Annotated in this window: 25 protein-coding genes; 8 read left to right on the top strand and 17 right to left on the bottom strand. The window is 72.6% G+C overall.

Annotation, left to right across the window (positions count from 1 at the left end):
* Positions 1–79 precede the first annotated feature (79 nt).
* Together J2S42_RS29005 and J2S42_RS29000 are read right to left on the bottom strand one after the other, a co-directional pair.
* On the bottom strand, positions 80–1,027 hold the full coding sequence (locus tag J2S42_RS29005; protein WP_307244134.1) for a sulfotransferase family protein: 948 nt from the start codon (positions 1,025–1,027) through the stop codon (positions 80–82).
* A gap of 58 nt (positions 1,028–1,085) precedes the next feature.
* Positions 1,086–1,496 carry a hypothetical protein gene (locus J2S42_RS29000; RefSeq protein ID WP_307244131.1) on the bottom strand — a complete coding sequence of 137 codons (411 nt, stop codon included), beginning with the start codon at positions 1,494–1,496 and terminating at the stop codon, positions 1,086–1,088.
* Positions 1,497–1,552: 56 nt separating this feature from the next.
* Here J2S42_RS29000 and J2S42_RS28995 point away from each other — a divergent pair, with 56 nt between their 5' ends.
* Together J2S42_RS28995 and J2S42_RS28990 are read left to right on the top strand one after the other, a co-directional pair.
* Positions 1,553–2,044 carry a helix-turn-helix domain-containing protein gene (locus J2S42_RS28995; protein WP_307244129.1) on the top strand — a complete coding sequence of 164 codons (492 nt, stop codon included), beginning with the start codon at positions 1,553–1,555 and terminating at the stop codon, positions 2,042–2,044.
* Complete coding sequence (locus J2S42_RS28990; RefSeq protein WP_307244127.1) at positions 2,041–3,513, top strand: serine hydrolase domain-containing protein; 1,473 nt, start codon at positions 2,041–2,043, stop codon at positions 3,511–3,513. Before J2S42_RS28995 ends, J2S42_RS28990 begins: the two co-directional genes overlap by 4 nt.
* Positions 3,514–3,536: 23 nt before the next feature.
* Here the strand turns inward: J2S42_RS28990 and J2S42_RS28985 are convergent, their stop codons facing one another.
* The gene (locus J2S42_RS28985) at positions 3,537–3,740 is read right to left on the bottom strand and encodes a P1 family peptidase (protein ID WP_307244126.1); all 204 of its coding nucleotides are present in this window, start codon (positions 3,738–3,740) and stop codon (positions 3,537–3,539) included.
* 74 nt (positions 3,741–3,814) lie between these two features.
* Here J2S42_RS28985 and J2S42_RS28980 point away from each other — a divergent pair, with 74 nt between their 5' ends.
* A complete protein-coding gene (locus tag J2S42_RS28980; protein ID WP_307244124.1) occupies positions 3,815–4,696 on the top strand; it encodes a GNAT family N-acetyltransferase in 882 nt (293 codons plus the stop codon).
* Positions 4,697–4,708: 12 nt separating this feature from the next.
* Here the strand turns inward: J2S42_RS28980 and J2S42_RS28975 are convergent, their stop codons facing one another.
* From J2S42_RS28975 to J2S42_RS28960, 4 genes are all read right to left on the bottom strand, one after another.
* Positions 4,709–5,752: a sugar ABC transporter substrate-binding protein gene (locus J2S42_RS28975; protein ID WP_307244122.1), complete on the bottom strand. Its 1,044-nt coding sequence runs from the start codon at positions 5,750–5,752 to the stop codon at positions 4,709–4,711.
* A gap of 72 nt (positions 5,753–5,824) precedes the next feature.
* Positions 5,825–6,352 (bottom strand): hypothetical protein, encoded by a 528-nt coding sequence (locus tag J2S42_RS28970; protein ID WP_307244120.1) that lies wholly within the window; start codon positions 6,350–6,352, stop codon positions 5,825–5,827.
* Between the two features lie 571 nt (positions 6,353–6,923).
* Positions 6,924–7,763: a GNAT family N-acetyltransferase gene (locus tag J2S42_RS28965; RefSeq protein ID WP_307244118.1), complete on the bottom strand. Its 840-nt coding sequence runs from the start codon at positions 7,761–7,763 to the stop codon at positions 6,924–6,926.
* Positions 7,764–7,885: 122 nt separating this feature from the next.
* Complete coding sequence (locus J2S42_RS28960) at positions 7,886–8,461, bottom strand: TetR-like C-terminal domain-containing protein (protein WP_307244117.1); 576 nt, start codon at positions 8,459–8,461, stop codon at positions 7,886–7,888.
* Positions 8,462–8,591: 130 nt separating this feature from the next.
* On the opposite strand from J2S42_RS28960, the gene J2S42_RS28955 reads away from it, so the two are divergent.
* Positions 8,592–9,782, top strand: coding sequence for a macrolide family glycosyltransferase (locus tag J2S42_RS28955; RefSeq protein ID WP_370879442.1), 1,191 nt, complete (start codon positions 8,592–8,594; stop codon positions 9,780–9,782).
* 94 nt (positions 9,783–9,876) lie between these two features.
* Here J2S42_RS28955 and J2S42_RS28950 read toward each other — a convergent pair whose 3' ends face one another.
* Positions 9,877–10,161: a hypothetical protein gene (locus tag J2S42_RS28950; protein ID WP_307244113.1), complete on the bottom strand. Its 285-nt coding sequence runs from the start codon at positions 10,159–10,161 to the stop codon at positions 9,877–9,879.
* Between the two features lie 677 nt (positions 10,162–10,838).
* Here J2S42_RS28950 and J2S42_RS28945 point away from each other — a divergent pair.
* Entirely contained in the window at positions 10,839–11,693 is an 855-nt protein-coding gene (locus J2S42_RS28945) for a helix-turn-helix domain-containing protein (protein ID WP_307249096.1), read from the top strand.
* 44 nt (positions 11,694–11,737) lie between these two features.
* Entirely contained in the window at positions 11,738–11,983 is a 246-nt protein-coding gene (locus tag J2S42_RS28940; protein WP_307244112.1) for a DUF397 domain-containing protein, read from the top strand.
* Here J2S42_RS28940 and J2S42_RS28935 read toward each other — a convergent pair.
* The 5 genes from J2S42_RS28935 to J2S42_RS28915 form a co-directional block, all read right to left on the bottom strand.
* Positions 11,946–13,037, bottom strand: a complete 1,092-nt coding sequence (locus J2S42_RS28935) for a PQQ-dependent sugar dehydrogenase (RefSeq protein WP_307244110.1) — start codon at positions 13,035–13,037, stop codon at positions 11,946–11,948. The genes J2S42_RS28940 and J2S42_RS28935 overlap by 38 nt on opposite strands.
* A gap of 73 nt (positions 13,038–13,110) precedes the next feature.
* Entirely contained in the window at positions 13,111–14,142 is a 1,032-nt protein-coding gene (locus tag J2S42_RS28930; protein WP_307244108.1) for a LacI family DNA-binding transcriptional regulator, read from the bottom strand.
* A gap of 26 nt (positions 14,143–14,168) precedes the next feature.
* A complete protein-coding gene (locus J2S42_RS28925; protein WP_307244106.1) occupies positions 14,169–15,050 on the bottom strand; it encodes a carbohydrate ABC transporter permease in 882 nt (293 codons plus the stop codon).
* Entirely contained in the window at positions 15,047–15,985 is a 939-nt protein-coding gene (locus J2S42_RS28920) for a carbohydrate ABC transporter permease (protein WP_307244104.1), read from the bottom strand. The genes J2S42_RS28925 and J2S42_RS28920 overlap by 4 nt, the downstream gene beginning before the upstream one ends.
* A gap of 1 nt (position 15,986) precedes the next feature.
* Entirely contained in the window at positions 15,987–17,294 is a 1,308-nt protein-coding gene (locus tag J2S42_RS28915; RefSeq protein ID WP_307244101.1) for an ABC transporter substrate-binding protein, read from the bottom strand.
* A 281-nt stretch (positions 17,295–17,575) separates the two neighbouring features.
* Between J2S42_RS28915 and J2S42_RS28910 the strand changes: the two genes are divergently transcribed.
* Together J2S42_RS28910 and J2S42_RS28905 are read left to right on the top strand one after the other, a co-directional pair.
* Positions 17,576–19,576: a beta-galactosidase gene (locus tag J2S42_RS28910; RefSeq protein ID WP_307244100.1), complete on the top strand. Its 2,001-nt coding sequence runs from the start codon at positions 17,576–17,578 to the stop codon at positions 19,574–19,576.
* A 110-nt stretch (positions 19,577–19,686) separates the two neighbouring features.
* Positions 19,687–21,213: a glycoside hydrolase family 53 protein gene (locus tag J2S42_RS28905; protein WP_307244098.1), complete on the top strand. Its 1,527-nt coding sequence runs from the start codon at positions 19,687–19,689 to the stop codon at positions 21,211–21,213.
* A 37-nt stretch (positions 21,214–21,250) separates the two neighbouring features.
* Here the strand turns inward: J2S42_RS28905 and J2S42_RS28900 are convergent, their stop codons facing one another.
* Genes J2S42_RS28900 through J2S42_RS28885 form a run of 4 tightly spaced genes read right to left on the bottom strand, consistent with a single transcriptional unit; the run spans position 21,251 to position 24,688 of the window.
* Positions 21,251–22,450, bottom strand: coding sequence for an ABC transporter permease (locus J2S42_RS28900; RefSeq protein ID WP_307244096.1), 1,200 nt, complete (start codon positions 22,448–22,450; stop codon positions 21,251–21,253).
* Positions 22,447–23,118 carry an ABC transporter ATP-binding protein gene (locus tag J2S42_RS28895; RefSeq protein ID WP_307249094.1) on the bottom strand — a complete coding sequence of 224 codons (672 nt, stop codon included), beginning with the start codon at positions 23,116–23,118 and terminating at the stop codon, positions 22,447–22,449. Before J2S42_RS28895 ends, J2S42_RS28900 begins: the two co-directional genes overlap by 4 nt.
* A gap of 8 nt (positions 23,119–23,126) precedes the next feature.
* Positions 23,127–24,176 carry a peptidoglycan-binding protein gene (locus J2S42_RS28890; protein ID WP_307244094.1) on the bottom strand — a complete coding sequence of 350 codons (1,050 nt, stop codon included), beginning with the start codon at positions 24,174–24,176 and terminating at the stop codon, positions 23,127–23,129.
* Complete coding sequence (locus tag J2S42_RS28885; protein WP_307244093.1) at positions 24,173–24,688, bottom strand: hypothetical protein; 516 nt, start codon at positions 24,686–24,688, stop codon at positions 24,173–24,175. The genes J2S42_RS28890 and J2S42_RS28885 overlap by 4 nt, the downstream gene beginning before the upstream one ends.
* Between the last annotated feature and the right edge of the window lie 51 nt (positions 24,689–24,739).

Raw genomic sequence — 24,739 nt, 5'->3', positions numbered from 1 at the left:
GGAACCATCGCCCCGGTCTTCCCCTGCTGCCTCAACGGTACGCCGCGGGCCGCTCCGTCCGTGGCGGAACGGCGGAAATCTACAGCCGCGCCGGGAGCTGGGCGTCCGGGCGGACGCGGTGGTAGGCGTTGGAGGCGTGCCGGCGGACCGCGCCGAGGCGGTGCCGGACCGCGACCGTGGCGTAGCGCACGCGCTGGGCCGGGGGTGCGGTGCCGATGCCGGAGAGCGCGTAGCCCTGTGCGGCCAGGCGGTCGCCGAGCGCGTCCTCGCAGAGCGCGATCTGCCACGGCTCCAGGCGCTCCCGCCAGGTGCCGACGCGGTCGTCGCCCACCTCCGCGTGCGTGCGGACGTGCCACTTCTTGCGCTCGGGTACGGCCACGGACGCGACCTGGTCCGGCCGGGTCATCGCGTCGTCGAAGTCCTCGCCGAGGAACGCGCAGAGCCGGCGCAGCTCGGTGTCCGGGCTCTGCACCAGGCTCTCGTACCGCAGCGCGAAGTACGAGTCCGGCGCGAGCGTGCGCTCGGCACGGCGGGCACTGTCCACGGACCGGGCCCAGGCGGAGATCGCCTTGTGGATGCCGTCCCGGTGCCACGGCATCTCCAGCAGCGACGCCACGCAGTCACGGCCGTCCCGGGTGATCGTGACGATCTGCGCGTCCGGGAAGAGCCGGAGCACCACGTCCACGTTGTGGATGTAGGACGGCCGCTTGTCGCCCCAGCGCGGCTTGCCGAACCGCCGGCCGTACGCCTGGAAGACCGCGCCCATCGCGGAGCCGAGCGTGGGCGGGCCGGCCACGATGCGCGCGGTCACCTCGTCCCGGTCCAGCCCGAGGTCGGCGACCTTGGTCTCCGCCGTGAAGATCCAGTCGGCGAGCGCGCGGCGGCGCTCCGGCTTGCGCAGGTCGCCGAAGCGGTGCCGCAGGCCGTACCCGGACAGCACGAAACGGGTCTCGGGCGGGATCGCGATCCGCGGATGCGCGTGCAGCATCAGCTGCAGCATCGTGGTACCGGACCGCGGACATCCCATGACGAAGATCGGCCGGCTGTTCACGCCGGGTAAAACGATGCTTTGTCGCCCGAGATACTCAAAATTCGGAGAGCGGGACCCTTCGGACGATCGCCAGCAGCGACGCCTCGACATGCTCGACCGGGCGTTCCGGCGTGAACACCAGCCAGTCCACCGCCACCACCAGGCCCACGCCGAACAGCGCGGACGACGCCACCCGCACGTCCAGGTCGGCCGGCAGGTCGCCGCTGTCCACACCGCGCGAGACGGTCTCCGCGATCACCGAGATCGCCTCCTCGTGCAGCAGCGTGAGCGTCTGCTGCCACTCCCGGTTCGTCCGCCACACCTCGGAGAGCAGCAGCTGGGCGAACGCCCGGGCCGCCGCGTCCGCCCGTCCACCACGTTCCCGATCAGCCCGCGCGCCTTGACGACCGGCATCGCGACTCCCACGTATTTGGACTGACCAGTCGGTCCAAAAACATACCTCCATGGCACTTGCGCGTAAAAGCGGGTTGCGCCACATCAGATTTACGTAACAATGGAGTTATGGAGAATTCTGAGATCGCCGAGCGCCTGACGCTGATCGAAGGTCGGCTTGCCGCGCTCGAAGGCCCGGCCGCGCCCGCGCCCGCGCCCGGCGACCGCTTCTTCGCGCTGAACGGCGTGAAGGACTCGATCGGCGCCGGCACCGTCTACGCCGGGCACGTGGAGCTGCCGACCGGCGAGGTCTACGACTGGCAATGGGGCCCGGTGCCGCTGCCGGTGACGCTGGACGCGGACTGGTCCGCGTCCGTCGGCGTGCTCAGCGCGCTGGCGAACCCGGTGCGGCTGCGCCTGCTCCGCGAGGTACTGCTCGGCACCCGGGGCGCCACCGAGCTGGGCGCACTGGACGGCCTCGGCACCACCGGTCAGCTCTACCATCACCTGAAACAGCTGGTCAGCGCCGGGTGGTTGCGCTCGCCCGCGCGCGGCGTCTACGAGGTGCCCGGCGACCGCGTGGTACCGCTGCTGGTCATCCTGACCGCGAGCGTCCGATGAGGGCGCCGGTCGCCGCGCTGGTGGCGATCCTGGCCGCGGCGGCCGCTCTCCTCGCCGGGCCACGGCCGCCGTCGCTCGGGCCGGAGCAGACCGGGGACGCCGCGCTCGCCGCGCGGGTCCGGGACGCCGCGGGCGACCCCGGCGGATATCGCGGACTGTCCGTCGCCCTCGTGGAGAACGGCGCGGTGCGGTTCGCCGGTGTCGGCGACGACCGGATCACGCCGGACACCGCGTTCGAGATGGGCTCGGTGACCAAGGCGCTGACCGGCATGCTCCTCGCCGACCTGGAGCAGGACGGCGTGCTGCGCGCGCAGGACACGCTCGGCACGCTACTGCCCGGCACCGGCGGCCCGGCCGCGTCGATCACCGCGGAGGAGCTGACCAGCCACCGGTCCGGGCTGCCCCGGCTGCCACCGCAGAACCCGGCCACGCTGTTCCTGCGGCAGGCGCGCGCGGCCGACCCGTACGCCGGGATCACGCCGGAGCGGATCGGCCGGGACGTCGCCGGGACGGAGTCGCTGGACGGGCGCGGTAAGGTCGCCTACTCCAACTACGGCGTGTCCGTGCTCGGGCTGGCGCTGGCCACCCGCGCCGGTGTGCCGTACCCGAGGCTGGTCACCGACCGGATCCTGACGCCGCTGGGCATGTCCGGCACCGTGTTCACGCTGGACGGGGCCGCGCCGCCGGCGGGTGCGGCCGGGGGCGGCACACCGTCCGGGCGGTCCACCGCGCCGTGGACCGCGTCCGGCACCGCACCGGCCGGCACCGGCGCCTGGTCCACCGCGGCCGACCTGGGCCGGCTGCTCACCGCGTTGCTGGCCGGCACCGCGCCCGGCCAGGCCGCGATCACGGACCGGTTCGACGCCGGCCCGGACGAGCGTGTCGGGTACGGCTGGTTCACCCGCACCGCGGACGGCCGGCGGATCGTCTGGCACAACGGGGGCACCGGCGGTTTCCGGGCGTTCGTCGGATTCGAGCCGGCGACCGGCCGGGGCGTGGCCGTGCTCGGCGACACCACGCGCAGCGTCGACCCGCTCGGCCTGCGGCTGCTCGGCGTGAACGCGGCGGACGAGAGCCGGTCACTGCCGGAGTGGAGCGTCACCGTGGTCACCGTGCTGCTGCTGTCCGCGGGCACGTCGCTGTTCACCACCGCCGCGTCACCGATCCGGTTCCGCGGCCGGCGCGTGTGGGGCACGGACGCACCGGACCGGCTGCAGATCACGGACGCCGCGCTGATCTCGGCCGGCTGCCTGACCGTGGTGCGCCTGACCGGCGACTGGCAGCTCGTCCCGGCGTGGCTGTGGGCGCTGGCGGCCGGGCTGTCCGCCGCCGGTGCGGTGCTGGCCGCGCTGCGCTGGCGGGGGCTGCGAACGCTGAAGGAGGGCGGCAACGCGGCGGCCCGGTGGACCGGCACGGGGCTCTCCGCCGTGCTCGCCGCCGCGCTGACCGCCCTGTTCCTGCTGCCCTGACCGGCCAGGTCACCCGCCCGGGGCTAGGCGGCCGGCCGCGGCCACCGGCCGGGGCCGAGCCCGACCGGCACGATCGCGGTCACGCCGGTGCGCAGCGACGCGTCGCCGTCGACCGTGGTGTGCCCGACCAGCACGCCGCCGACGTCGGTGATCGCGTTGTGCGGGCCGGTGGGCAGCGGTCCGACGGCCACGCCGAGGTCCCGGGCGCGACGGCGGGGCTGCTGCACGGCTCCTCCTCGGGACGCGGGCCGGACAGCTAAACACAGTGGACCCCCGCGTGCGGGCCTGCGAAGATCCGCGGATGGTGGTGGAGCGGCACGACCTCGACGGCCCGGACGGGGTGGACGCGCTGCTGGAGTTCACCCGGCGGACCTGGACCGCGGTCTCCCGCTGGCACGTCGGCGACATCGCGTGGACGTTCGGCCAGTTCGACGGCCCGGCGCCGGGGACGCGCACGTCGATGTGGCGGGAGGACGGGCGCACGCTGGCCGCGATCACCGCGTTCGGGGCGGAACGCCAGGACGGCGCCACGCTCACGTTCCACGCGGACCAGGCCCGGCCCGACGCCGCCGATACGGCGCTGAGCTGGGCGAAGACGGTGTACCCGGAGATGAGCGTGTGGATCCTGGAGACGGAGCACCACCTGGCCGCCGCGCTGGCCCGGGCCGGGCTGCGGACCGACCCGCGCGACGACGGCCCGTTCTTCCTCGCGCACCGCGTCACGCTGGACGGGACGCTGCCCGCGGTGAACTCGCCCGGTTACACCGTGCGTCCGCTGCGCGGGGCGGACGAGATCCCGCGGCGGGCCGGGCTGCACCGGGCGGTCTGGGCACCGTCCTCGGTCACCGACGCGCGTTACCGCACGATGGCCGCGCGCCCGCCGTACCGGCCGGAGTTCGACACGGTCGTCGAGGACCCGGACGGCGAGCTGGTCGCCTACTGTCTGGGCTGGTACGACGAGGTGAACCGGGCCGGGCTGCTGGAGCCGATCGGCACGCTGGCCCGGCACCGCCGCCGCGGGCTGGCCCGGGCCGCGATCCTGGCCACGCTGCACGCGTTCCGGGCGGCCGGTGGCGACACCGCGATCGTCTACGCGCGCGGTGACGACGGCTACCCGGTGCCGCGCACGGTCTACCCGACGGCCGGTTTCACCGCATTCGCCCGGACCCGCGTCTACCGCTAGAAACGTCCTTCGCTAGAAGATGCCGGCCGCGTGGCAGGCCGCGGCGTAGGAGCCGGTACACAGCTGCTGCGCGGTGTAGAAACCGTCCGCGATCACCGTGTCCTTCACGTTCGCGCTGGTCACCACGACCGGTGGCAGCAGCACCGAGGTCACCTTGGCCGCGCCGTTGTCGATGACCGTGGTGGCGTGCCCGGCGTAGGCGGTGCCGGTCGCGGCCGCCACCGCCATGTCCGCCGCGACCGTGGCCTGCGGCTTGATCGCCTTGTAGATCGTCGAGTACTGCTCGCCGGCCAGGATCCGCTGGACCGCGGCGATCTCCGCGTCCTGCCCGGTGACCGGCGGCAGGTCGGTCACGCCCGCGGCCTTCAGCGCCTCGATCGCGCCACCGGCCGTGCCGTCGTTGGCCGCGTACACGCCGGCGATCCGGTCCGCGCCGAGCGCCGTGATCGCCGCGGCCATCCCGGTCCGGGCCGACTCCGCCGACCAGTCGGCCGCGTCGAACTCGCGCCCGATGGTCACCTTGCCGTCCAGCACGGCGTGCGCACCCTTCCGGAACCCGGCCGCGTTCGGGTCGGCCGGCGCCCCGTTGATCATGACGATCGGCCGGGCACGCTCGCCGCCCAGCGCGTCCAGCAGCGACTGCGCCTGGACCTGGCCGACCTTCTCGTTGTCGAACGAGACGTAGTAGTCGACCGGGCCCCGGGCCAGCCGGTCGTAGGCGACCACCGGCACGCCGCGCGCGTCCGCGTCCGTCACCACGGACGCGGCCGCGGCCGCGTCCACCGCGTCCAGGATCAGCACCCGGACGTCCTGCGCCAGCAGCTCAGCGGCCTGGGTCGCCTGCTGGGCCGCGTCCGAGTCGGCGTTGCGGTAGAGCACCTCGCAGTTCGCGCACACCTCGCCGATCCGCGCCTCGATGTAGGGCCGGTCGAACGTGTCGTACCGGGTGGTCTTCGACTCCGGCAGCAGCAGTCCGACGCGGTAGCCGCCGTCGGTGCCCGGTGACTCGCCCGGGTCGTCGTCCCCGCCGCACCCGCCCGCCGTCAGCGCCGCCACGGCGACCCCCGCCGCCACCATTCGCCTGCCTACGCTCGCCACCCCGACAGCTTAAGTAGGAAATTTCGGCTTTTAGGATGTTTCGAGTAGTCGCTTGGCCGGCCCGACCGTGGAGACCGAGACGCCCAGCCGCTCGTGCAGCATGCCCGCCTGGTGCCCGAGCGCGCCCACCACGGCTGGGACCACCGGCAGCACCCAGTCCGCCAGCAGCCCGTGGTCCGGCAGATTCAGGATCAGCACGGCCGCGGCCGCACCACCGAAGCCGTGCGCCAGCCCGCGCCACGCCGCCCGGCCGGTGTGCCCGACCGCCGCGCGCCGCGCCGCCTTGTCGCCGAGCTTGGGAAACCCGTCCAGCGCACGCGCGTCCCGCCGCCCGAAGTTCACCCCGGCCACCGCGGCCGCCACCGACGTACCGGCCACCATCGCCACCAGCAGATCCCGCGTCGCCAGCCACAGCACCCCGCACACGCCGGCACCGGTGGCCAGCGCGAGCAGCGCCCGCAGCCACTCCTTCCGCTCCCCCGGATACCAGTAGTACTTCGTCGTGGTCTCCGACACCTGCTTCACGATCTGCCCCATGTCCCACCCCCGCTGAGTCATGACTCAAACGTCACCGATCGTAATCATCGGCGGCGCTGGACGAACCGAATCCCAGGAACAGCCCAAGACCTTGCTCTCCCGCTCCCGGCGTGGTCCCGATCCGCATGCTCCCGCGGGCCCCGGTCTCGCCGCCGGTCACCGAAAACCTGGCGCTTCCGCGCCGATGCCGGGCACGGCGGCGACGTGATCACCGGGGCCGGCGCCCGCCGCGGCGGCGGAAGCGTTCCACGGCCGGCCCCGAACAGCACGGCCACGACAAATGCCGGCCCCTCGTCACCGGCGACGAACCCGAAACCCGGCCCAGAACAGCGCCGCCACGACAACCCCGCTCCCGGCCATCGGCGGCGAAACCCGAAGTCCGGCCGGACCAGCGGCGCGACGACAACCGCGGCATCACCGCGACGCGGCCGGAAGCGCGGCCGGGACCGGCGCCGGTGCGAAAGATCGCGGGGTCGTGGTGACCGGCGGCGGGACCGGAAGGGAGGAGCGCCAGCGACGACCGTGGCCCGCGGGAGCGTGCGGACCCCGGCCACGCCGGAAGCGGGAAGATCCGCTTCTGTGTTCTTGATCGTCAGAAGAGGATGGTGGCGAACGTGCCGGCCGAGCGGAAGCCGCAGCGGGCGTAGACGCGGCGGGCCGCGTGGTTGTAGTCGTTGACGTAGAGGCTGACGGTCGGGGCGACGCGGCCGAGTGCGTCGGTGACCACGGCGGCCATCGCGGGGGCGGCGATGCCGCGGCCGCGCCAGGCGGGGTTGACCCAGACGCCCTGCACCTGGGCGGTGTGCGGGGTGACGACGGCCAGTTCGGCCTTGAAGACGACCTGGCGGTTCTCGACGCGAACGTAGGTGCGGCGGGAGCGCACCAGCTCGGCGACCCGGCGCTTGTAGCCGCTGCCGCCGCCGTCGGCGAGCGGCGAGACGCCGACCTCCTCGGTGTACATCGCGACCGCGGCCGGGAAGACGATGTCTATCTCCGAGTTCTCCGCGAGGCGGACGGCGGGGTCGGTGCGGATCGCGGGAAGGTCGCCGGTGGCCAGGATCGGCTGGTTCGGCCGGACGTCGCGCGGCCGGCCCCAGGCGCCGGCGAGCCGGTCCCACAGGCCGAGCACAGCGTCGGCGCGGCCGACGATCGAGGAACAGATCCGGTGCTCGCCCGCGATGAGCTCGGCGAACGCCTCCACCGCGGGCGGTGTGGCGAGGATCGGCGTGAGGTGCGCGCCGGACCAGAGCAGCGACTCCAGGTGGCGGCGGGCGCCGTAGCCGTAGATCCGGCCGTCGCTGCGCCACCAGGAGAGGCCGTGGGCGGCGATGCGCTCGGCGACCTGGGCGGTCGCGTACGGATCCGAGTCGAGGACTCTCATCACCGCCGAACGCTCGGTCTCGCCGAGCTGGCGAACCGGCACCGTCAGCACGCCCTCAAGCCTGCCAGATCCACGGGTCTTCGCGTGCATCAACTCCCCGCCCTTTCGTTCCACCCGGACGGGCATGCGGGGCAGCCCGCCCGGCGTACCTGAATCAACGACCCGTCTGTGCGTTACCCCGAAGCGCGCTCGCCTATCGCGGCCATCACGAGATCGACGAGATCGTCCGCGTAGCCGTCGTCGAGCGGACCGGTGCGCAGCAGCCACCGGTGGTAGAGCGGCCCGAAGAGCAACTCCACCACCAGATCGAGATCAATCGCCGGGGGTACGCCGCCGGCGCGCAACCGGTCCTTGACGCCGTCGAGCTGCGGGCGCAGCAGCCGGTCGCGCACCTGCCCGGCCAGCGCGTCGTCGCCCATCGTCTCGATCATGAGTGCGCGGGTGGTGGCGGACAGCCGCGGGTCCGCGAACTCGGCGACCGTGGCGCGCAGCACCGCACGCAGGTCCGCGCGCAGGTCCCCGGTGTCCGGCAGCGCGGTGCCGGCCTCGGCGACGGAGTCGGCCAGCGCCTCCAGCACGACCGCGCTCTTGCCGCCCCACCAGCGGTAGATCGTCTGCTTGCCGGCACCGGCCCGGGCCGCGATCGCGCCGATGGTCAGATCGGCGTATCCGGTCTCGGCGAGCAGCGCGCGGGTCGCTTCCAGGATCGCGCGGCGGGAACTCTCGTTGCGGCGGTTCGGGTCGGGCACCGCGTCATCCTAGCGCGGCGAGACGAGACGTCTCGTCTTGACAGTGCCGCCGCGGGTCGTCATTGTGTTCAGCGAGACGAGTCGTCTCGTCTCGCTTAGCTTCCGGAGGTATACCGTGCCGCACGTCGCCATGGTCAGCATTCCGTTCCACGGGCACGTCAACCCGAGCCTCGACCTGGTGCGCGCGCTCGTCGCCCGCGGCCACCGGGTGACCTACGCCAACGATCCGTCCTGGGCCGGAACCGTGCGGGCCACCGGCGCGGAGCTGAGACCGTACGCGTCGACGCTGCCCGGGGACGGCGGCGCGGACCTGGACGGTATCGATCAGCTGACGCTCTTCCTGGACGACGCGATCGCGATGCTGCCGCAGCTGCGCGCCGCCTACGCCGACGACCGCCCGGACCTGTTCCTCTACGACATCGCCGGCTCGCCCGCGCGGCTGCTCGGTTCCGCGTGGGGCATCCCGTCCGTACAGCTCACCCCGACGTTCGTCCCGTGGAACGGCTACGAGGTGGAGATGGCACCGGCCATTGAGGCGATGCGGGCCGGCCCGCGCGGCGCGGACTACTACCGCCGGTTCACCGAATGGCTCACCGCGCAGGGCTCCCCGATCACGGACGGCCCCACGTTCCTGGGCCGGCCGGACCGCGGGCTGGCGCTGATCCCGCGCGCGTTGCAGCCGCACGCGGACCTGGTGGACCGCGATGTGTTCTCGTTCGTCGGGCCGCTGCTCGGCGGCCGGTCCACGTCCGGCTCGTGGTCGCGCCCGGCCGGCGCGGAGAAGGTGCTGCTGGTCTCGCTCGGCTCCGCGTTCACCGACCGCCCCGGCTTCTACCGGCGCTGCATCGCCGCGTTCGGCGGCCTGCCCGGCTGGCACACCGTGTTGCAGATCGGCCGCTCGGTCGACCCGGCAGCGCTGGGTGACGTGCCGGCGTCGGTGGAGATACACAGCTGGGTGCCGCAGCCGGCGATCCTGGCCGAGGCCGACGCGTTCGTCACCCACGCCGGCATGGGCGGCAGCAGCGAGGGCCTGTTCCACGGCGTCCCGATGATCGCCGCGCCCCAGGCCGCCGACCAGTTCGCGAACGCGGACCGGCTGGCCGCGCTCGGCGTGGCCCGGGTGATCTCCTCGGAGACGGTCACGACGGGCGAGCTGCGGTCGGCGCTGCTGGCGTTGACCACGGACCCGGCGGTGGCGGCCCGCTGCGCGGAACTCAGCCGGCAGGTCCGCGCGGAGAGCGGCGTGGAGCGGGCGGTCGACCTGGTCGAGGCGGTACTGCCGACAGCCCACGGCCGACCGGCCCGGCCGGCCCGGTTCTGATGATCGATCCAGTCGGCGATCACCAGAACCGCGGGCCGCCTGACGATGACCTGCGCCGGCCGGCCACCTATGGGTGACCGGCGCAGACCGACCGCTACCGGTGACGCACGCAGGACCGGACGGCCGGCCGGGGGCGGCGCGGTCGCGCGGCTCCGGCGCCCGACCGCGTGACCGCCCGCCGGGCGTCCGCCGCCACCGACCGGCTCCCGTCGACGTCGCGACCAGAGTCGCGGAGGCAGCCGGCGCCCTCGCCGGCACAGAGCAGCCGGACCACCTCCGCCAGCACGATCAGTGGCGCGAGCGTCTCGGCCAGGCCACCCAGGTCCACCAGGCCGAGATCTCCGGCGGCGACGCAGGCGAGGCCGAGCAGGAGCAGCATGCAGAATCGCCGTACGCCGCGGTCTCTCAGGAGGGCCGCGATCCGGCGCACGATGCGACTTGCGCGTGGGTTGCACACTCGACGGAAATGGCGCAGAGAATTGCCGGAGGCATCCGGGGACTGCGCCGGAACAGATGGTCGGGCACGTTTGGCACTTGATGTGCTAGCGTTGCTCATGGCAATTGCCTTCCGCTCGCGACAGGCCGTTCGACGGATGATGTGATCGCCATTGCTGGGTCGGTGTTGGCGCACCGGCCCAGTTCCGTTCCCGTGAATGGTGAGCATCGCGGAACAATGACGGACATCTCCGATCGCACATCAGACTACTCGGTGAATGACACCAAGTCGAATCAAGAGCGACTTCCGGTGAATCACCCTCACTCGCTTCGGAAATACTCCTCCGGCCGCATGTGACACGCATTCTTTCCCTTAGCAATTGCGGCCGGCCGGTGCTCCATGCACTGGCCGTCGGGCACTCAACATTGACACTTGCCCGACGGCACGGACCCGCGGCCTTTACCTCACAGCTATTGCCCCTGGCCGATTCCACTGGCAAGTGCAATCATGAGGTCACGTGACACCGGCAAGTGCCCGGGGCGCGGATGCAACGTCTAAGGCGATCTTGAATACCGGACCCTTGCGAGGGAACATTGTCCGAACACCCCAATCCCGTGGTCATGCGGCAGCAATTGGCCTCGATGCTGCGCGAGGCACGGCATGCCGCCGGGATGACCATCGATCAGGTGGCAGCGCACCTGCTCTGCTCACCGGCGAAGATATCGCGCATGGAGACGGGCAAGCGCCCGGCGAGTCAGCGCGACGTCCGGGACCTTTGCGACCACTATTCGGTGGATACCGAAAAACGGGAGCAGATGATGGCCCTTGCCCAGGACGGACGCAGACGAAGCTGGTGGGACGAGTACGAGCTCCCCCGGGGATACAGCAACCTGATCGGCATGGAGGCGGCGGCGTCGTCCATGCGGGACTTCAAGTCGAGCACGGTCAACGGCCTGCTCCAGACCGAGGAGTACGCGCGCGAGGTCATCAGCTCGTACTTCCTGCCCGCGAACCCGGCGCTCATCGATCAGCTGGTCGCGGTGCGGATGGAGCGGCAGCAGGCGGTCCTCCGGCGGGATCCATTGCCGGACATGCATTTCGTGCTGGACGAGGCGGCGCTGCGCCGGGTCGTCGGCGGCCCGGTCGTCATGGAGGAGCAACTGGGCAGGCTGCTCGCGATCACTGACGAGTTGTCGTCGGCGACGATCCAGGTGCTGTCGCTCCGGCACGGCGCGCACGCGGCCATGGACACGACGTTCACGGTGCTCGACTTCCCGCCGGGCACGCCGCTGAAGCCGGTCGTCCACGTCGAGGACGTGTTCGGGGACATGAAGCTCGAACGGCAGGAGGACGTGGACAACGCACGACAGGTCTTCCAGCGCGCCGCGGACGCCGCACTGCCGCCCGGGGAGTCCCGGGAACTGCTGGAGGAGATCCGCGCGCAGTATGAGCGCGAACAACCGCCGGAACGGTGACGGCGGCCGGGCGCGCACCGACACCGACACGCAGGGAGGCACCCATGGCCACGGCAATGCCGGTACGCCGGTCCGCGACCGGCGTACCTCTCTCCTGGTTCCGGTCGTCCCGGAGCGGGTCGACCGCCAACTGCGTCGAGGTGACGAAGGCGGACGGCCCGGTCCTCGTCCGCGACTCGAAGGACCGGGCCGGCCCGGTGCTCGAGTTCGCGCCGCAGGCCTGGGCCGCCTTCGTCGACGGCCTCGCCCGGCTCACTCCCCGGCCGACCGGTCTCCTGGGTCCACGGTAGGTGCGAAGCGGAGGATGCGGTCGTCGGCCGGGCCGGGGGAGCCGCGGCCGTCGCGGTTGCTGGTGGCGACCCAGAGGGAGCCGTCCGGGGCGACCTCGACGGTACGGAGGCGGCCGAACTGGTTCTGGAGGACGGCGGCCGGGGTCCCGGTGGTGCCGTCCGCGGTGAGGGGGACGGTCCAGAGGCGAGTGCCGCGCAGCGCCGCGACGTAGAGCGTGGAGCCGAAGATGGCGGCGCCGCTCGGGGAGGCCTCGGCGGTGGACCAGACGACCAGCGGGTCGACGTAGCGGGAGTCGTTGCCGTCGCCCTCGACGACCGGCCAGCCGTAGTTGGCGCCCGGGCGGATCAGGTTGACCTCGTCCCAGGTGTTCTGGCCGAACTCGGAGGCGTAGAGGCGGCCGGCCGCGTCCCAGGCCAGGCCCTGCACGTTGCGGTGGCCGAGCGAGTAGACGAATGAGCCCGGCGTCGGGTTGTCGGACGGCACCGTACCGTCGGGGTCGAGCCTGAGGATCTTGCCGCCGAGGCTGGCCGGGTTCTGGGCGTTGGCCGTGGTGCCGGCGTCGCCGGCGCCGGCGCCGGCGTAGAGCTTGCCGTCCGGGCCGAACGCGATCCGGCCGCCGGCGTGGATGCTGCCGCGCGGGATGCCGGTCAGGATCGGCTGCGGCACGCCGATCGCGTCCAGCCGGAAGCGCACGATCCGGTTGTCGGTCGCGCTGGTCAGGTAGGCGTAGACCCATTCGTCCGGGGAGACGGCGAGGCCGAGCAGGCCGGCCTCGCCGACCGGGGAGACGCCGGGCACGGTGCCGACGGTCTGCGGCGTGCCGCCACCGGCCGGGATGCGCAGCAGGCGCGCGGTTCCCCGCTCCGCGACCAGCGCGTCGCCGTTCGGCAGCCAGGTCAGCCCCCATGGCGCCGGAAGCCCCTGCGCCACCATCTGAGGAGCACCGAAATCAAAACCCTCGGCGGACGGTACGGCATCCGCGTGCGCGCGCACCCCACCGGCGAGTGCCAGCCCGATCGCGATCACCGAGGTCAGGGCAGCGGTTCTGCGCATGGCACGAACCTCCTCGAATGCATCGACATTTATCGCTACAACCGCAGGCTACCCGCAATCGGGACCATCAACCCTAAGCGGACTCGCGGATCACCAGTTCGGTGGGCAGGATGACGGCGGCGTGCTGCTCACCGGCGATGTGCGCCAGCAGCAGGCGGACCATCTCCTGGCTGACCCGGCCGAACGGCTGGCGGATCGTGGTGAGGCGGGGCGTGATCGTGGTGGCGACCTTGGAGTCGTCGAAGCCGGCGATTGCGATGTCGCCCGGCACCCGCTTGCCGATCCGCTGCAGGTAGGTGATCGCACCGGCGGCCATCAGGTCGGAGCAGACGAACACCGCGTCCAGGTCCGGGCTCGCGCGCAGCAGCCGTTCCATCGCGGCTTCGCCGGATGCCTGGCTGTAGTCGCCGGCCTCGATCAGCGCCGGTTCCACGTCACCGGCCACGTCGCGATAGCCGGCCAGCCGGTCCACACCGCCGGACGTGTCCAGCGGCCCGGTGATGATGCCGATCCGCTGGTACCCACGGGAGCGCAGATGGGTGACCATCTGCCGGGCGCCGTCCCGGTCGTCCGCCGCGACGTAGCTGACCTCGCGCTCGTGGCCGAGCGGGCGGCCGCAGACCACGAACGGCAGTCCGCGGCCCTTGAGCTCGTCGAGCAGCGGGCTGCCCAGGTGGTTGGAGACGACCAGCGCGCCGTCCACGTGCCCGGCCGTCACCCAGCGGCCGATGCGCTTGCGGTCCGCGCTGGTCCCGGCCACGGTGAGCAGCAGCGTGATGTCGTGCTCGGCCAGGATCTGGGTGCAGCCGCGCAGCAGGTTGTTGAAGTTCGGGTCCTCGAAGAGCCGGTCCTGCGGCTCGGCGAGGATGAACGCGACCGAGTCGGCCCGCTGCGTGACCAGGCTGCGCGCGTGCTGGTTGACCACGTACCCGGTCTTGCGGATCGCGCGCTCGACCGCCTCCAGCGCCGGGCCGCTGACGTTGTGGCCACCGTTGAGCACGCGGGAGACCGTGCCCCGCGAGACACCCGCGACCGCGGCGACGTCGTCCATCGTCGGGCGGCGACGGTGCGGGCGGGTGCTGCGGGGACGGTTCGGCTCGGCCACGGATCACATTCTCCGGTACGGGCGCATCAACCTTTCACCGCTCCCGAGATCAGGTCGGTACGCCAGTGACGCTGCAGCGTCAGGAACAGCACGATCAGCGGGATGATCGACAGCAGCGACCCGATGATCACCAGGCTGTACAGCGCCGGCACCGTGGAACCCTGGTTGAGCAGCGTGAACAAGCCGACCGTGACCGGGAACTTGTCGTCGCTGGAGAGCATGATGAACGGCAGCAGGAAGTTGTTCCAGATCGCCACGAACTGGAACAGGAACACGGTCACCAGCCCGGGGACCATCATCGGCAGCGCGACCCGGGCGAAGATCCGGAACTCGCCGGCGCCGTCCGTACGCGCGGCCTCGACCACGGTGTCCGGCACGGCCGCGGCCGCGTAGATGCGGGCGAGATAGATGCCGTACGGGCTGATGATCTGCGGCAGCAGCACGGACCAGTACGTGTCGGTCAGCCCGACCTTGGCCAGCAGCAGGTACTGCGGCACGGCCAGCGTGATGCCGGGCACCAGCACCCCGGCCAGCAGCACGTTGAAGATCGCGCTCCGCCCGGCGAACCGGTACTTCGCCAGCGTGTAACCGGAGATGCCGGAGACCAGCGCGGACAGCGCACCGCCGACGCCCGCGTAGATCGCGGTGTTGGCCAGCCACTGCCAGTAGATGCCGCCGCCGTTCGCGGACAGGTCACCGAGGTTCTCGGCGAACCCGGTGCCGGGCGCGAACGTGAACGTGGTGAACAGGTCCGAGCCGTTCTTCGTGGCCGCCGCGACCACCCAGGCGATCGGCAGCAGGCAGTAGATCGCGCCGACCAGCAGGATCGCGGTGCCGAGCCAGGACGGCCGGTGGCGTGCTCCCGGTCGTACCGGGATGGTGGTCTTCCGCTCCTGAAGCAGCGTCACCGGTTCTCACCTCCGAAGGCCTGACGGGACACCAGGCGCAGGAAGCCGAAGGAGAGCACCAGCGTCACCAGCGCGATGACGACCGAGCTGGCCGCGGCGGAGTAGATGTCGTTCTGCGAGAACGCGTCGCGGTAGACCTTCATCAGCGGCGTCCAGGTGGACGAGATCGAGTTGGTCAGCGAGCGGATGGTCAGCGGCTCGGTGAACACCTGCAGCGTGGCGATCAGCGAGAAGACCGTCGTCATGATCAGTGAGGGCATCAGCAGCGGGATCTTGATGCGTAGCGCGATCTGCAGGTCGGACGCGCCGTCCAGCTGCGCGGACTCGTAGATCTCGCCGGGCACCGCGCGCAGCGACGTGAACAGCACGATCATGTTGAAGCCGACGCCGCCCCAGACCGCGATGTTGACGATCGCGAGGAAGACCGAGCCGCCGCTCAGCATGTTCGGCTCCGGCAGGCCCGCCGCGTCGAGCACGTAGTTGAACGGGCTGACCGCGGGCAGGTAGAGGAAGCCCCAGAGCATGCTGGCGATCACGCCGGGCACCGCGTACGGCAGGAAGATCGCCAGTTTCGCGAACCGGCCGAACCGTACCCGCGGCGCGTCCAGCAGCAGCGCGAACAGCAGGGCCAGCCCGAGCATCAGCGGGATCAGCACGAGGCCGTAGAGCAGCACCCGGAGCGCGCTGCCGAGCAGTTCGGGGTCGCCGAGCGCGGTCGCGTAATTGTCCAGGCCCGCCCAGATCTCGGTGCGGGCGCCCTTGCCGAGGCCGAGCCCGCTGACCTTCACCCGGCGGAAGCTCAGGTAGATCGCGTAGCCGATCGGCAGCAGCAGGAAGAGCGTGAACAGGATGATCGCCGGGGCGAGGAAGACGTACGGCACCCCGCGGGGCGCCGTACCCTTCCGCGTCCGGCCCGTGGTGGCCGGTGCGTTCATCTCAGCCGGCGACCGTGAAGCCGTTTTTCTGCATGTCGGCGACGGTGGCCGACTGCATCACGTCCAGCGCGGCGGAGAACGGCGTCCTGCCGGTGATCGCCTTCGCGAAGGCGTCCTTGTACGTGTCGTACGTGACGTTCGTGTTCGGCCCCCAGGTGAAGCCGGCCGCGCCGCCCGCGATCGCCTTCGCGGCCGTGTAGAAGCCGGTCTGCTCCGGGAAGAACGCGGGCGGCTTCTGCAGGTACTGGCTGGACTGCGCCTCGGTGGCGGCCGGGTAGATCGCGCCCGAGGTGATCAGCGAGTCGGTCGCGGCCGGGTCGGTGTTCATCCAGGTGGCGAACTTGATCGCGGCGGCCTTGTGCTTCGACGCCGCGGTCACGCCGGTGGACGAGCCACCCCAGTTGCCGGTCCTGTTCTCACCGGCGGCCCACTGCGGCAGCGGCGCCATCGCCCACTTGCCCTTGGTGTCCGGCGCGTTGCCCTCCAGCACGCCCGGGCCCCAGACCGCACTCGGCCAGGCGATGATCGTGCCGTCGTTGAGCGCCTTGTTCCACTCCGGCGTGTACATCGGGTTGCCGGAGATCACGCCCTCGTTGACCAGGTTGCCCCAGTAGTCCGCGACCTTCCGGGTGGCAGCGTCGTTGACGGACACCTTCCACGTCTCGCCGTCGATGCCCCACCAGGACGCGCCGGCCTGCTGGGCCAGCCCGGCGAACCAGCCCGGGTCCGCGGCGGAGAACGTGGTCAGGTACTTCGTGCCGTCCTTCTGCCGGACGGTGCGGGCCGCGGCCGCGAACTCGTCCCAGGTCTTCGGCACCGCGATGCCCATCTCCTGGAAGATGTCCGCGCGGTAGTAGAGCATCATCGGCCCGGAGTCCTGCGGGATCGCGTAGACCGCGTCGGTGCCGAGCGTGACCTGCTGCCAGGCGCCCTCGGGGAACTTGCCCTCGACGTCCGTGGTCTGCTCCGCGATGTCGGCCAGCACGTCGTTGCTGACCAGTGTGGGCAGCGACTGGTACTCGACCTGCGCCAGGTCCGGCGGGTTGCCGGCCTTCGCCGCGGTGAGCAGCTTGGTGACGATGTCGCCGCCACCGGCCTGCTTGCTCAACACCACCTTCATGTCCGGGTTCTGCTGGTTCCACAGGTCGACGGTCTTCTCGATGCCCGGAGCCCAGGACCAGAAGCTGAGCTCGACCGGGCCGGCCGGCTCCTCGGTCGCGTCGTCACCGGAGCCGGAGCACGCGGCCGTCGCCAGCAGCGTGGTGGCGAGCGCCGCGGCGGCGGCGATCTTGCCTATCGAAGGCCTCATCGGGAGCCTCTCTTCGACGTTTCGTACAAAGTCGTGAGCGCGTGCGGTTTCGCCCTTCGCCCGGGCGGCATCCCTGCACGACGGGCCGGCCGACTTCACGGGTGCCCGTGGCGTGGCGGCGCGGCGGCGCTGGTGTTACCGGCGCGTGACTGGGTGGAGACAACTGTGAGCGCTCACAGCCTGGCGCGCGACCTGTAACCTGTCAATACCTGTATCTGCAGGTTAAGACTGTGCAATCATGCGGCTCATACGTTGGGAGCGTTCACAGTTCGGAGCCGTGCATGGTCCAGGTGTCTCAGCTGGCGGTACCCCAGGTCGCGCCGCTCATCCCCGGGTTGGACCGAATCGCCTACGGCGGGGACTACAACCCGGAGCAGTGGCCGGAGGAGGTGTGGGCCGAGGACGTGGCGCTGATGCGCGAGGCCGGCGTCAACCTGGTCAGCGTCGGCATCTTCAGCTGGGCGATGCTGGAGCCGCGGCCGGGCGTGTTCACGTTCGACTGGCTGGACCGGCTGCTGGACCTGCTGCACGCGAACGGGATCGCGGCGGACCTGGCCACGCCGACCGCCGCGCCGCCGCCGTGGTTCCTGCGCGCCCACCCGTCGGCCCGGCCGCTAACCCGCTCCGGCACGCCGCTGGGCGGGGGCGCGCGTCAGACGTTCTGCCCCAGCGCGCCGGCGTACGCGGCTGCGTCCGCCGCGATCACCACGGAGCTGGGCCGCCGCTACGGCTCACACCCGGCCGTGGTGCTGTGGCACGCACACAACGAGTACGGCGGCGCGAACGGGATCTGCTACTGCCCCGCGTCCGGCGCCGCGTTCCGGTCCTGGCTCGTCGCGAAGTACCGGACGCTGGACGCGCTCAACACCGCCTGGGGCACCACGTTCTGGAGCCAGCGGTACGCGGACTGGGACGAGATCGAGCCGCCGACCGAGGCGCCGACCGCGGTCAACCCGGCGCAGGAACTGGACTACTTCCGCTTCTCCTCGGACGCGCACCTGGCGAACTTCCGGCGTGAGCGGGACATTCTGCACACGCTGTCGCCCGGCATCCCGGTGACCACCAACTTCATGCTGGCGAACTGCAAGAACATCGACTACTGGACCTGGGCGGGCGAGGTCGACCTGATCTCCAACGACCACTACCTGCAGGCCGAGCGTCCGGACAACCACATCGAGCTGGCCATGTGCGCGGACCTGACCCGGTCGGTGGCCGGCGGCACGCCGTGGCTGCTGATGGAGCACTCCACAGGCTCGGTCAACTGGCAGCCGCGCAACATCGCCAAGAAGCCGGGCGAGCTGGTCCGCAACAGCCTCGCGCACCTGGCCCGGGGCGCGGACGGGATCATGTTCTTCCAGTGGCGGGCCTCCCGGTACGGCGCGGAGAAATTCCACTCCGCGATGCTGCCGCACGGCGGGACGGACACCCGGATCTGGCGGGACGTGGTGTCGCTCGGCGGCCGGCTGCCGGCGCTGGACCCGGTGCGCGGCACGCCGGTCACCGCGGACGCCGCGATCATCTGGGACTGGGAGTCCTGGTGGGCGCTGGAGCTGCCGTGGCGGCCGTCGACCGAGCTGTCGTTCCGGGAGCGGCAGGAGGCGTTCTACGAGGCGCTGTGGCGGCGGCACGTGACCGTGGACTTCGCCCGGCCGGACGCGCCACTGTCGGCGTACCCGATGGTGTTCCTGCCGGCCGGTTACCTGCTGACCGCGGCCGCGGCGGAGAACCTGGGCCGGTACGTGGCGGGCGGCGGCACACTGGTCGTGTCGTACTTCTCCGGGATCGTGGACGAGAACGACGCGGTGCACCCGGGGCCGCACCCGGGCGCGCTGCGCGACGTGCTGGGCCTGCGGGTCGAGGAGTTCCTGCCGCTGCACGACGGCGAGACCGTGTCGCTGTCCACCGGCGCGACCGGCGACGTGTGGGCGGAGCGGCTGCTGCTGGACGGCGCCACGGTGGTCGCGTCCTACCTGGACGGCCCGGCGGCCGGGCAGCCGGCGATCACGTCGCACGCGTACGGTGCCGGGCGCGCGGTCTACGTCTCCACCCGGCTGACCGGGGCGTCGCTGGACGCGTTCGCGGCTTCGCTCGGGCTGCCCGCGCGCGACCTGCCGGCCGGCGTGGAAGTGGTGCGGCGCGGCGGCTTCGTGATCGCGCTCAACCACACCGACGCGGACGCGACCGTGCCGGGCGCGGGCGTGGACCTGCTGACCGGGGCGTCGCACGTGGACGGCGTGCCGGTGCCGGCCGGTGCGGTGCGGGTGCTGCGCGTGCACCCTTGACAGCGACCGGCGTGAATGGTTGCGTGAGCGCTCACAGTGTATCGTCGACGGCTTTCGATTGTTGCCTGTCAGTACCTCTGTGAGCGCTCACAGAATCGTAGGAGCCCTGCATGTCTCGCAGATCCGTTCTCATTCCGTTCCTCTCGCTCGGCCTGGTCCTCGGCGCCGCGGCCCCCGCGCTCGCCTCCCCCACCGCCGGCGTCACCAACGGCGGCTTCGAGACCGGCCTGTCCGGCTGGTCGGCCGGTGGCAGCCGGGACGCGTCGTTCATCGAGGCCGGTGGCTTCGACGGCGACACCCGGCTCACCCATTACGCGCCGGTCGCCTACCGGGTGGAGACCACGCAGGCCGTCACCGGGCTCGCCCGCGGACCGCACACGCTCAGCGTGCGGGTCCGCTCGGACGGCAACCAGCCGGACGCGTACGTGTCGCTGCGCCACTGCGGCTCCGCGGAACGCCGGGCCGCGATCCCGCGCACCGGCGACCGGTGGGTGCGGCTGGCCGTCTCCGTCACCGTCACCGGCGGCCGCTGCACGATCGTGCTGCACTCCACGGCCACCGCCGGTCAGTGGACACACTTCGACGCGGTCTCGTTCGGGCCGGGCGCGGCGCCGGGGATCGCGGTGCGCGGCGCGGACGTCTCGCACATCACGAAGAACGAGGATCACGGCGCGGTCTACCGGGACTTCCCCGGCCCACGGCGCGACCCGTTCCGGCTGCTCGCGGCGCACGACGTGAACCTCATCCGGCTCAAGGTCTGGGTCGATCCGGCCGACGGGTACAACGATCTCGCGGACACGCTGGCGAAGGCACGCCGGGCGCACGCAGCCGGGCAGCGATTGCTGATCGACTTCCACTACTCGGACGCGTGGGCCGATCCGGGCAAGCAGAACAAGCCGGCCGCGTGGGCCTCGCTGTCCTTCGCCGAGCTGTCGCAGGCGCTCTACGACCACACGTTCACGGTGCTCGCCGCGCTCCGGGCACAGCGCACACCGGCCGCGTACGCGCAGGTCGGCAACGAGATCAACGGCGGCATGCTGTGGCCGGACGGGCGCTGGGACAACTGGGGCGGGCTCGCCGCGCTGCTCACCGCGGGCAGTGCGGCGGTCAAGGCCGCGTCACCCTCCACCCAGGTCGTGCTGCACCTGGCCGAGGGCGGCGACAACGGCGGGCACCGCTGGTGGTTCGACCAGGCCGTGGCCCGTGGCGTGCCGTTCGACGTGATCGCGGTGTCGCACTACGTCTACTGGCACGGCCCGCTCGGCGCGTTGCAGGCCAACCTGATGGACCTCACGGCGCGGTACGGCAAGCCGGTCATGGTCGTCGAGACGGCCTACGGATTCACGCTCGACGAGAACGACCACGAGACGAACATCTTCACCGCCGCGCTGGCCGCGGCCGGCGGCTACCCGGCCACGCCGCGCGGGCAGGCGGACGCGCTGCGCGACATCCTGACCGTGGTCGCGGGCGTGCCGGGCGCGCTCGGCGTCGTCTACTGGGAGCCGACCTGGACCGCGGTGCCCGGCGCCGGCTGGGACCCGGCGGATCCGGCCTCCGGCGACGGCTGGGAGAACCAGGCGCTGTTCGACGACGACGGGCGCGCGCTGCCCGCGCTGAAGGTCTTCACCCACTTCTGAGTCCGGTGGCGGGGCGCGCACCGCGCCCCGCCACCGATCAGGGGGTGGACAGCGCCTCAGCCGGCGGGAGACGGGCGGCGCGGACCGCCGGATAGAGGCCGGCCAGGCCGCCGATCAGCACGGTCACCGCGAGACCGCCGAGCTGTGCCCAGACCGGCACGGCCGTGGGCCAGTCCCGGGCCCAGGCGTATCCGGCGGTGACCGCCGCGCCGGCGGCCAGCCCGGCCGCGCCGCCGAGCGCGGACAGCAGCAGCGACTCGGCGAGGAACTGGGTGCGGATCTGCGAGCGGGTGGCGCCGAGCGCGCGGCGCAGCCCGACCTCGGCACGGCGCTCCAGCACCGAGACGATCATCGTGTTGGCCACGCCGACGCCGCCGACCAGCAGCGCGACCGCGCCGAGGCCCAGCAGCAGCCCGGAGAGCGCGCGGCCGGTGACCTGCTGCGCGCGGATCGCGTCGGAGGGCCGCTCGACCAGCACCTCGTTCGGGTGTGCCGGATGCGCGGCCCGGGCCAGCAGCGCCTGCACCTCGGTCACCCGGTCCGGGTCGGTCCGGGCGTAGAGCGTGCCGATGTCGCCGTCGAAACCGAGCAGCGTCTCCGCGGTGTCCCAGCCGACCAGCGCGGCCGTGTCCAGCTCCGGTGCGAGCCGGTTCGGCGCGAGCACGCCGGTCACCACGAACCAGCGGTTGCCGAGCCAGACCCGGACGTCCGGGTCGAGGCGGTGCACGCCGAGCAGCCGGGCCGCCTCCGCGCCGAGCACCAGCGCCGGGCCGCGCAGCGTCACCTCGTTCAGCCAGCTGCCGTGCGCGAGCGTGCCGCCGACCGGTTCGAGCAGGCCGGACCGGACCGCCAGCACGCCGAGGCCGTTCGTCTCGCCGCGCGGGATCCGGTCGGAGCGGTAGACGTGCGCGTCGACCCGGCCGGTGGCCGACGCGTAGACGACGCCGCCGAGCCGGGCGACCGTCTCCACCGCCTCGTCCGGCAGCCGGGCCTGCTCGTTGCCGAGCGTCCGGCCCGGCGTGACGGTGAGCAGGTTCGTGCCGATGGCGGACAGCTCCCGCTCCACCCCGGCCCGGCCGGACGCGGAGATCCCGACGACCGCCACCATCGCCGCGACGCCGATCGCGATGCCGGCCGCGGCCAGGAACGCGCGCAGCGGCCGGCTGACCAGACCGGCCGCACCGGCCCGGGCCACGTCCACGGCCGGCATCCGCGCCGGGCGCGGCGGCCGGCTCATGCGGTCACCCCGGTGTCCGCGTGCACCCGGCCGTCGCGCATCGTCACCACGCGGGACAGGCCGGCCGCCAGCTCCCGGTCGTGCGTGATGATCACGACGGTGGTCCCGGCCGTGTGCAGGCGACGCAGCAGGCCCAGCACCTCGGCGCCGGAGACCGAGTCCAGGTTGCCGGTCGGTTCGTCGGCCAGCAGCAGGTCCGGCTCACCGACGACCGCGCGGGCGATCGCGACGCGCTGCCGCTCGCCGCCGGACAGCTCGTGCGGCCGGTGCCGGAGCCGGTGCGCCAGGCCCACGCCCGTCAGCGCGCGGGCCGCGCGGGCCCGCCGCTCCCGGCGGGGCACGCCGGCGTAGAGCAGGCCGTCGGCCACGTTGTCCAGCGTGCTCACGCCGGCGGCCAGGTGGAACTGCTGGAACACGAACCCGATCCGCCGGGCGCGCAGCGCGGAGAGCTGCCGGTCGGTCAGCGCGGACACGTCGTGCCCGGCCACCTCGACCCGGCCGGCGGTCGGCCGGTCCAGCGTGCCGGCCAGATGCAGCATGGTCGACTTCCCGGAGCCGGACGGACCGACGATCGCGATCAGCTCGCCCTCGCGGACGGTCAGCGACACGTCGTCGAGCGCGGTGACGCCGCCGGGGTACGACCGGGACACGCCGGTCAGCCGGAGCATGGCGGCGCTCATCCGGCGGGCACGCTGACGACGGTGCCCGCGGCCAGGCCGGCGCCCCGGATCTCGACCTTGCCGTCGGCGAACAGGCCGGTCTCGACCGGCACGACCGTGACCGCGCCGCCGTCGCCGACGACCTCCACGCCGTACCGGCCGCCGTCCAGGACGACCAGCGCCACGACCGGCACGGCCAGCACGTCCCGGCGCTCCTGGGCCACCAGGCGCACGTCGGCCTCGTCGCCGTCCAGTGCCGCCTGGTCCGGGACCGTGACGGTGACCGTGGTGCGGCCGTCCGCCTCGGTCGGCCGCACCACGGCGGCGACGGTGCCGCCGAGCTGCCGGCCGCCGCTCAGCAGCACGGTGGCGGGACCGCCGACCGGGGCGAGCCGCTGATACCGCGGTTCCATGCCGAAGGAGACCGACCGGGTGCCGGCGGTGACCTCGTACGGTGAGCCGGCGCCGATCTGCTCACCGAGGCGGACGGTGTGCCGGCCGACCCGGACGTCGCCGGCCGTGAAGATCACGTGGCCGAGCGGCACGGTGCCGGTCCGCGGTGCGCCGATCCGCTGCTGCCACCGGCTGACCGCGGCCGCGGTGTTCGCGGTGTACGCGCGGTCCGCGGTGAACCCGGTGTAGCCGAACCGGGCCAGGTTCTCCTCCAGTTGCCGCACGTCCGGGCCGCTGAGTCCGGGCACCAGCGCCCGGAACGCCGGCGTGGCCCCGGTCAGCAGGACCACCGGCACGTCGTCCACCCGGTAGGCCACGTCGCCCGGTCGCAGCACGGTTCCCTCGGGCGGCAGCCAGGTCAGCGTGCCGGCCAGCCGGCCGGGCAGCGGCGGCGCCTCGGTGTACCGGATGACGCCGGGGAAGACCTGTCCCTCGGTCAGCGTGGTGCGCTCCACCCGTGCGGTCGCCGCGACCGGTGCGGGCTCCAGGCGGCCAGGCCGGTTCCGGTCGCGGTACTCCGCGGCGGCGGTCCCGGCGGCGGCGAGCAGGCCGGCCGCGCCCAGGCCGCCGGCCAGCACCCAGCGGCGGGAACGCAGCGGTCCCCGGACGATCACCGGGTCGGCGCCATGGGAGCGGCGGGCACCGAGTCGCCGGCGCCGCTGCACGCCTCGGACGCCTCGGTCAGCTCCCGGTTCGCCGCCGGATAGTCCGGGTCGTCCGGCACCGGCGGGTCGAACCGGCCGGGCTGACCGTCCGCCCCCGGGTCCGGGAAGTCCTCGACGCCGTGCTCACGCATGCAGCGCGCGAACTCCAGCGCCGCCGCGCGCTGCTCGGCCGACATCGGTTCCGGCACGCCGCCGTTCGGCAGCAGGTGCCGGCACTTCTCGTTGGCCACTCGGGCGGCCTGCGCGTCCTCGCCCGGCACGGCCCGCTCGGCCGGTGCGACGCCGAGCGCGTTCGGCGGCTCCGGGTCGGGCATGTCGACGCCGTTGTCCCGCATGCACTTCGCGTACGCCAGCCGCTTCCCGTGGTCGTCGCCGGTCCCGCTCGGTGACGGATCCTCGCCGCACGCGGCGAGGAGACCGGCGAGAAGCAGCACCGGTACGACGGTTCTGAGGTGTCCCATGCCTCGGACGATCACAGCCGGGCGGTGGCGTCCCGGTGTGCCGGCACCTCA

This window comes from Catenuloplanes indicus, assembly GCF_030813715.1.
GTDB classification, from domain to species: domain Bacteria; phylum Actinomycetota; class Actinomycetes; order Mycobacteriales; family Micromonosporaceae; genus Catenuloplanes; species Catenuloplanes indicus.
The sequence above is the reverse complement of the archived record's forward strand: the minus strand, read 5'-3'. Positions and strand labels throughout refer to the sequence as shown.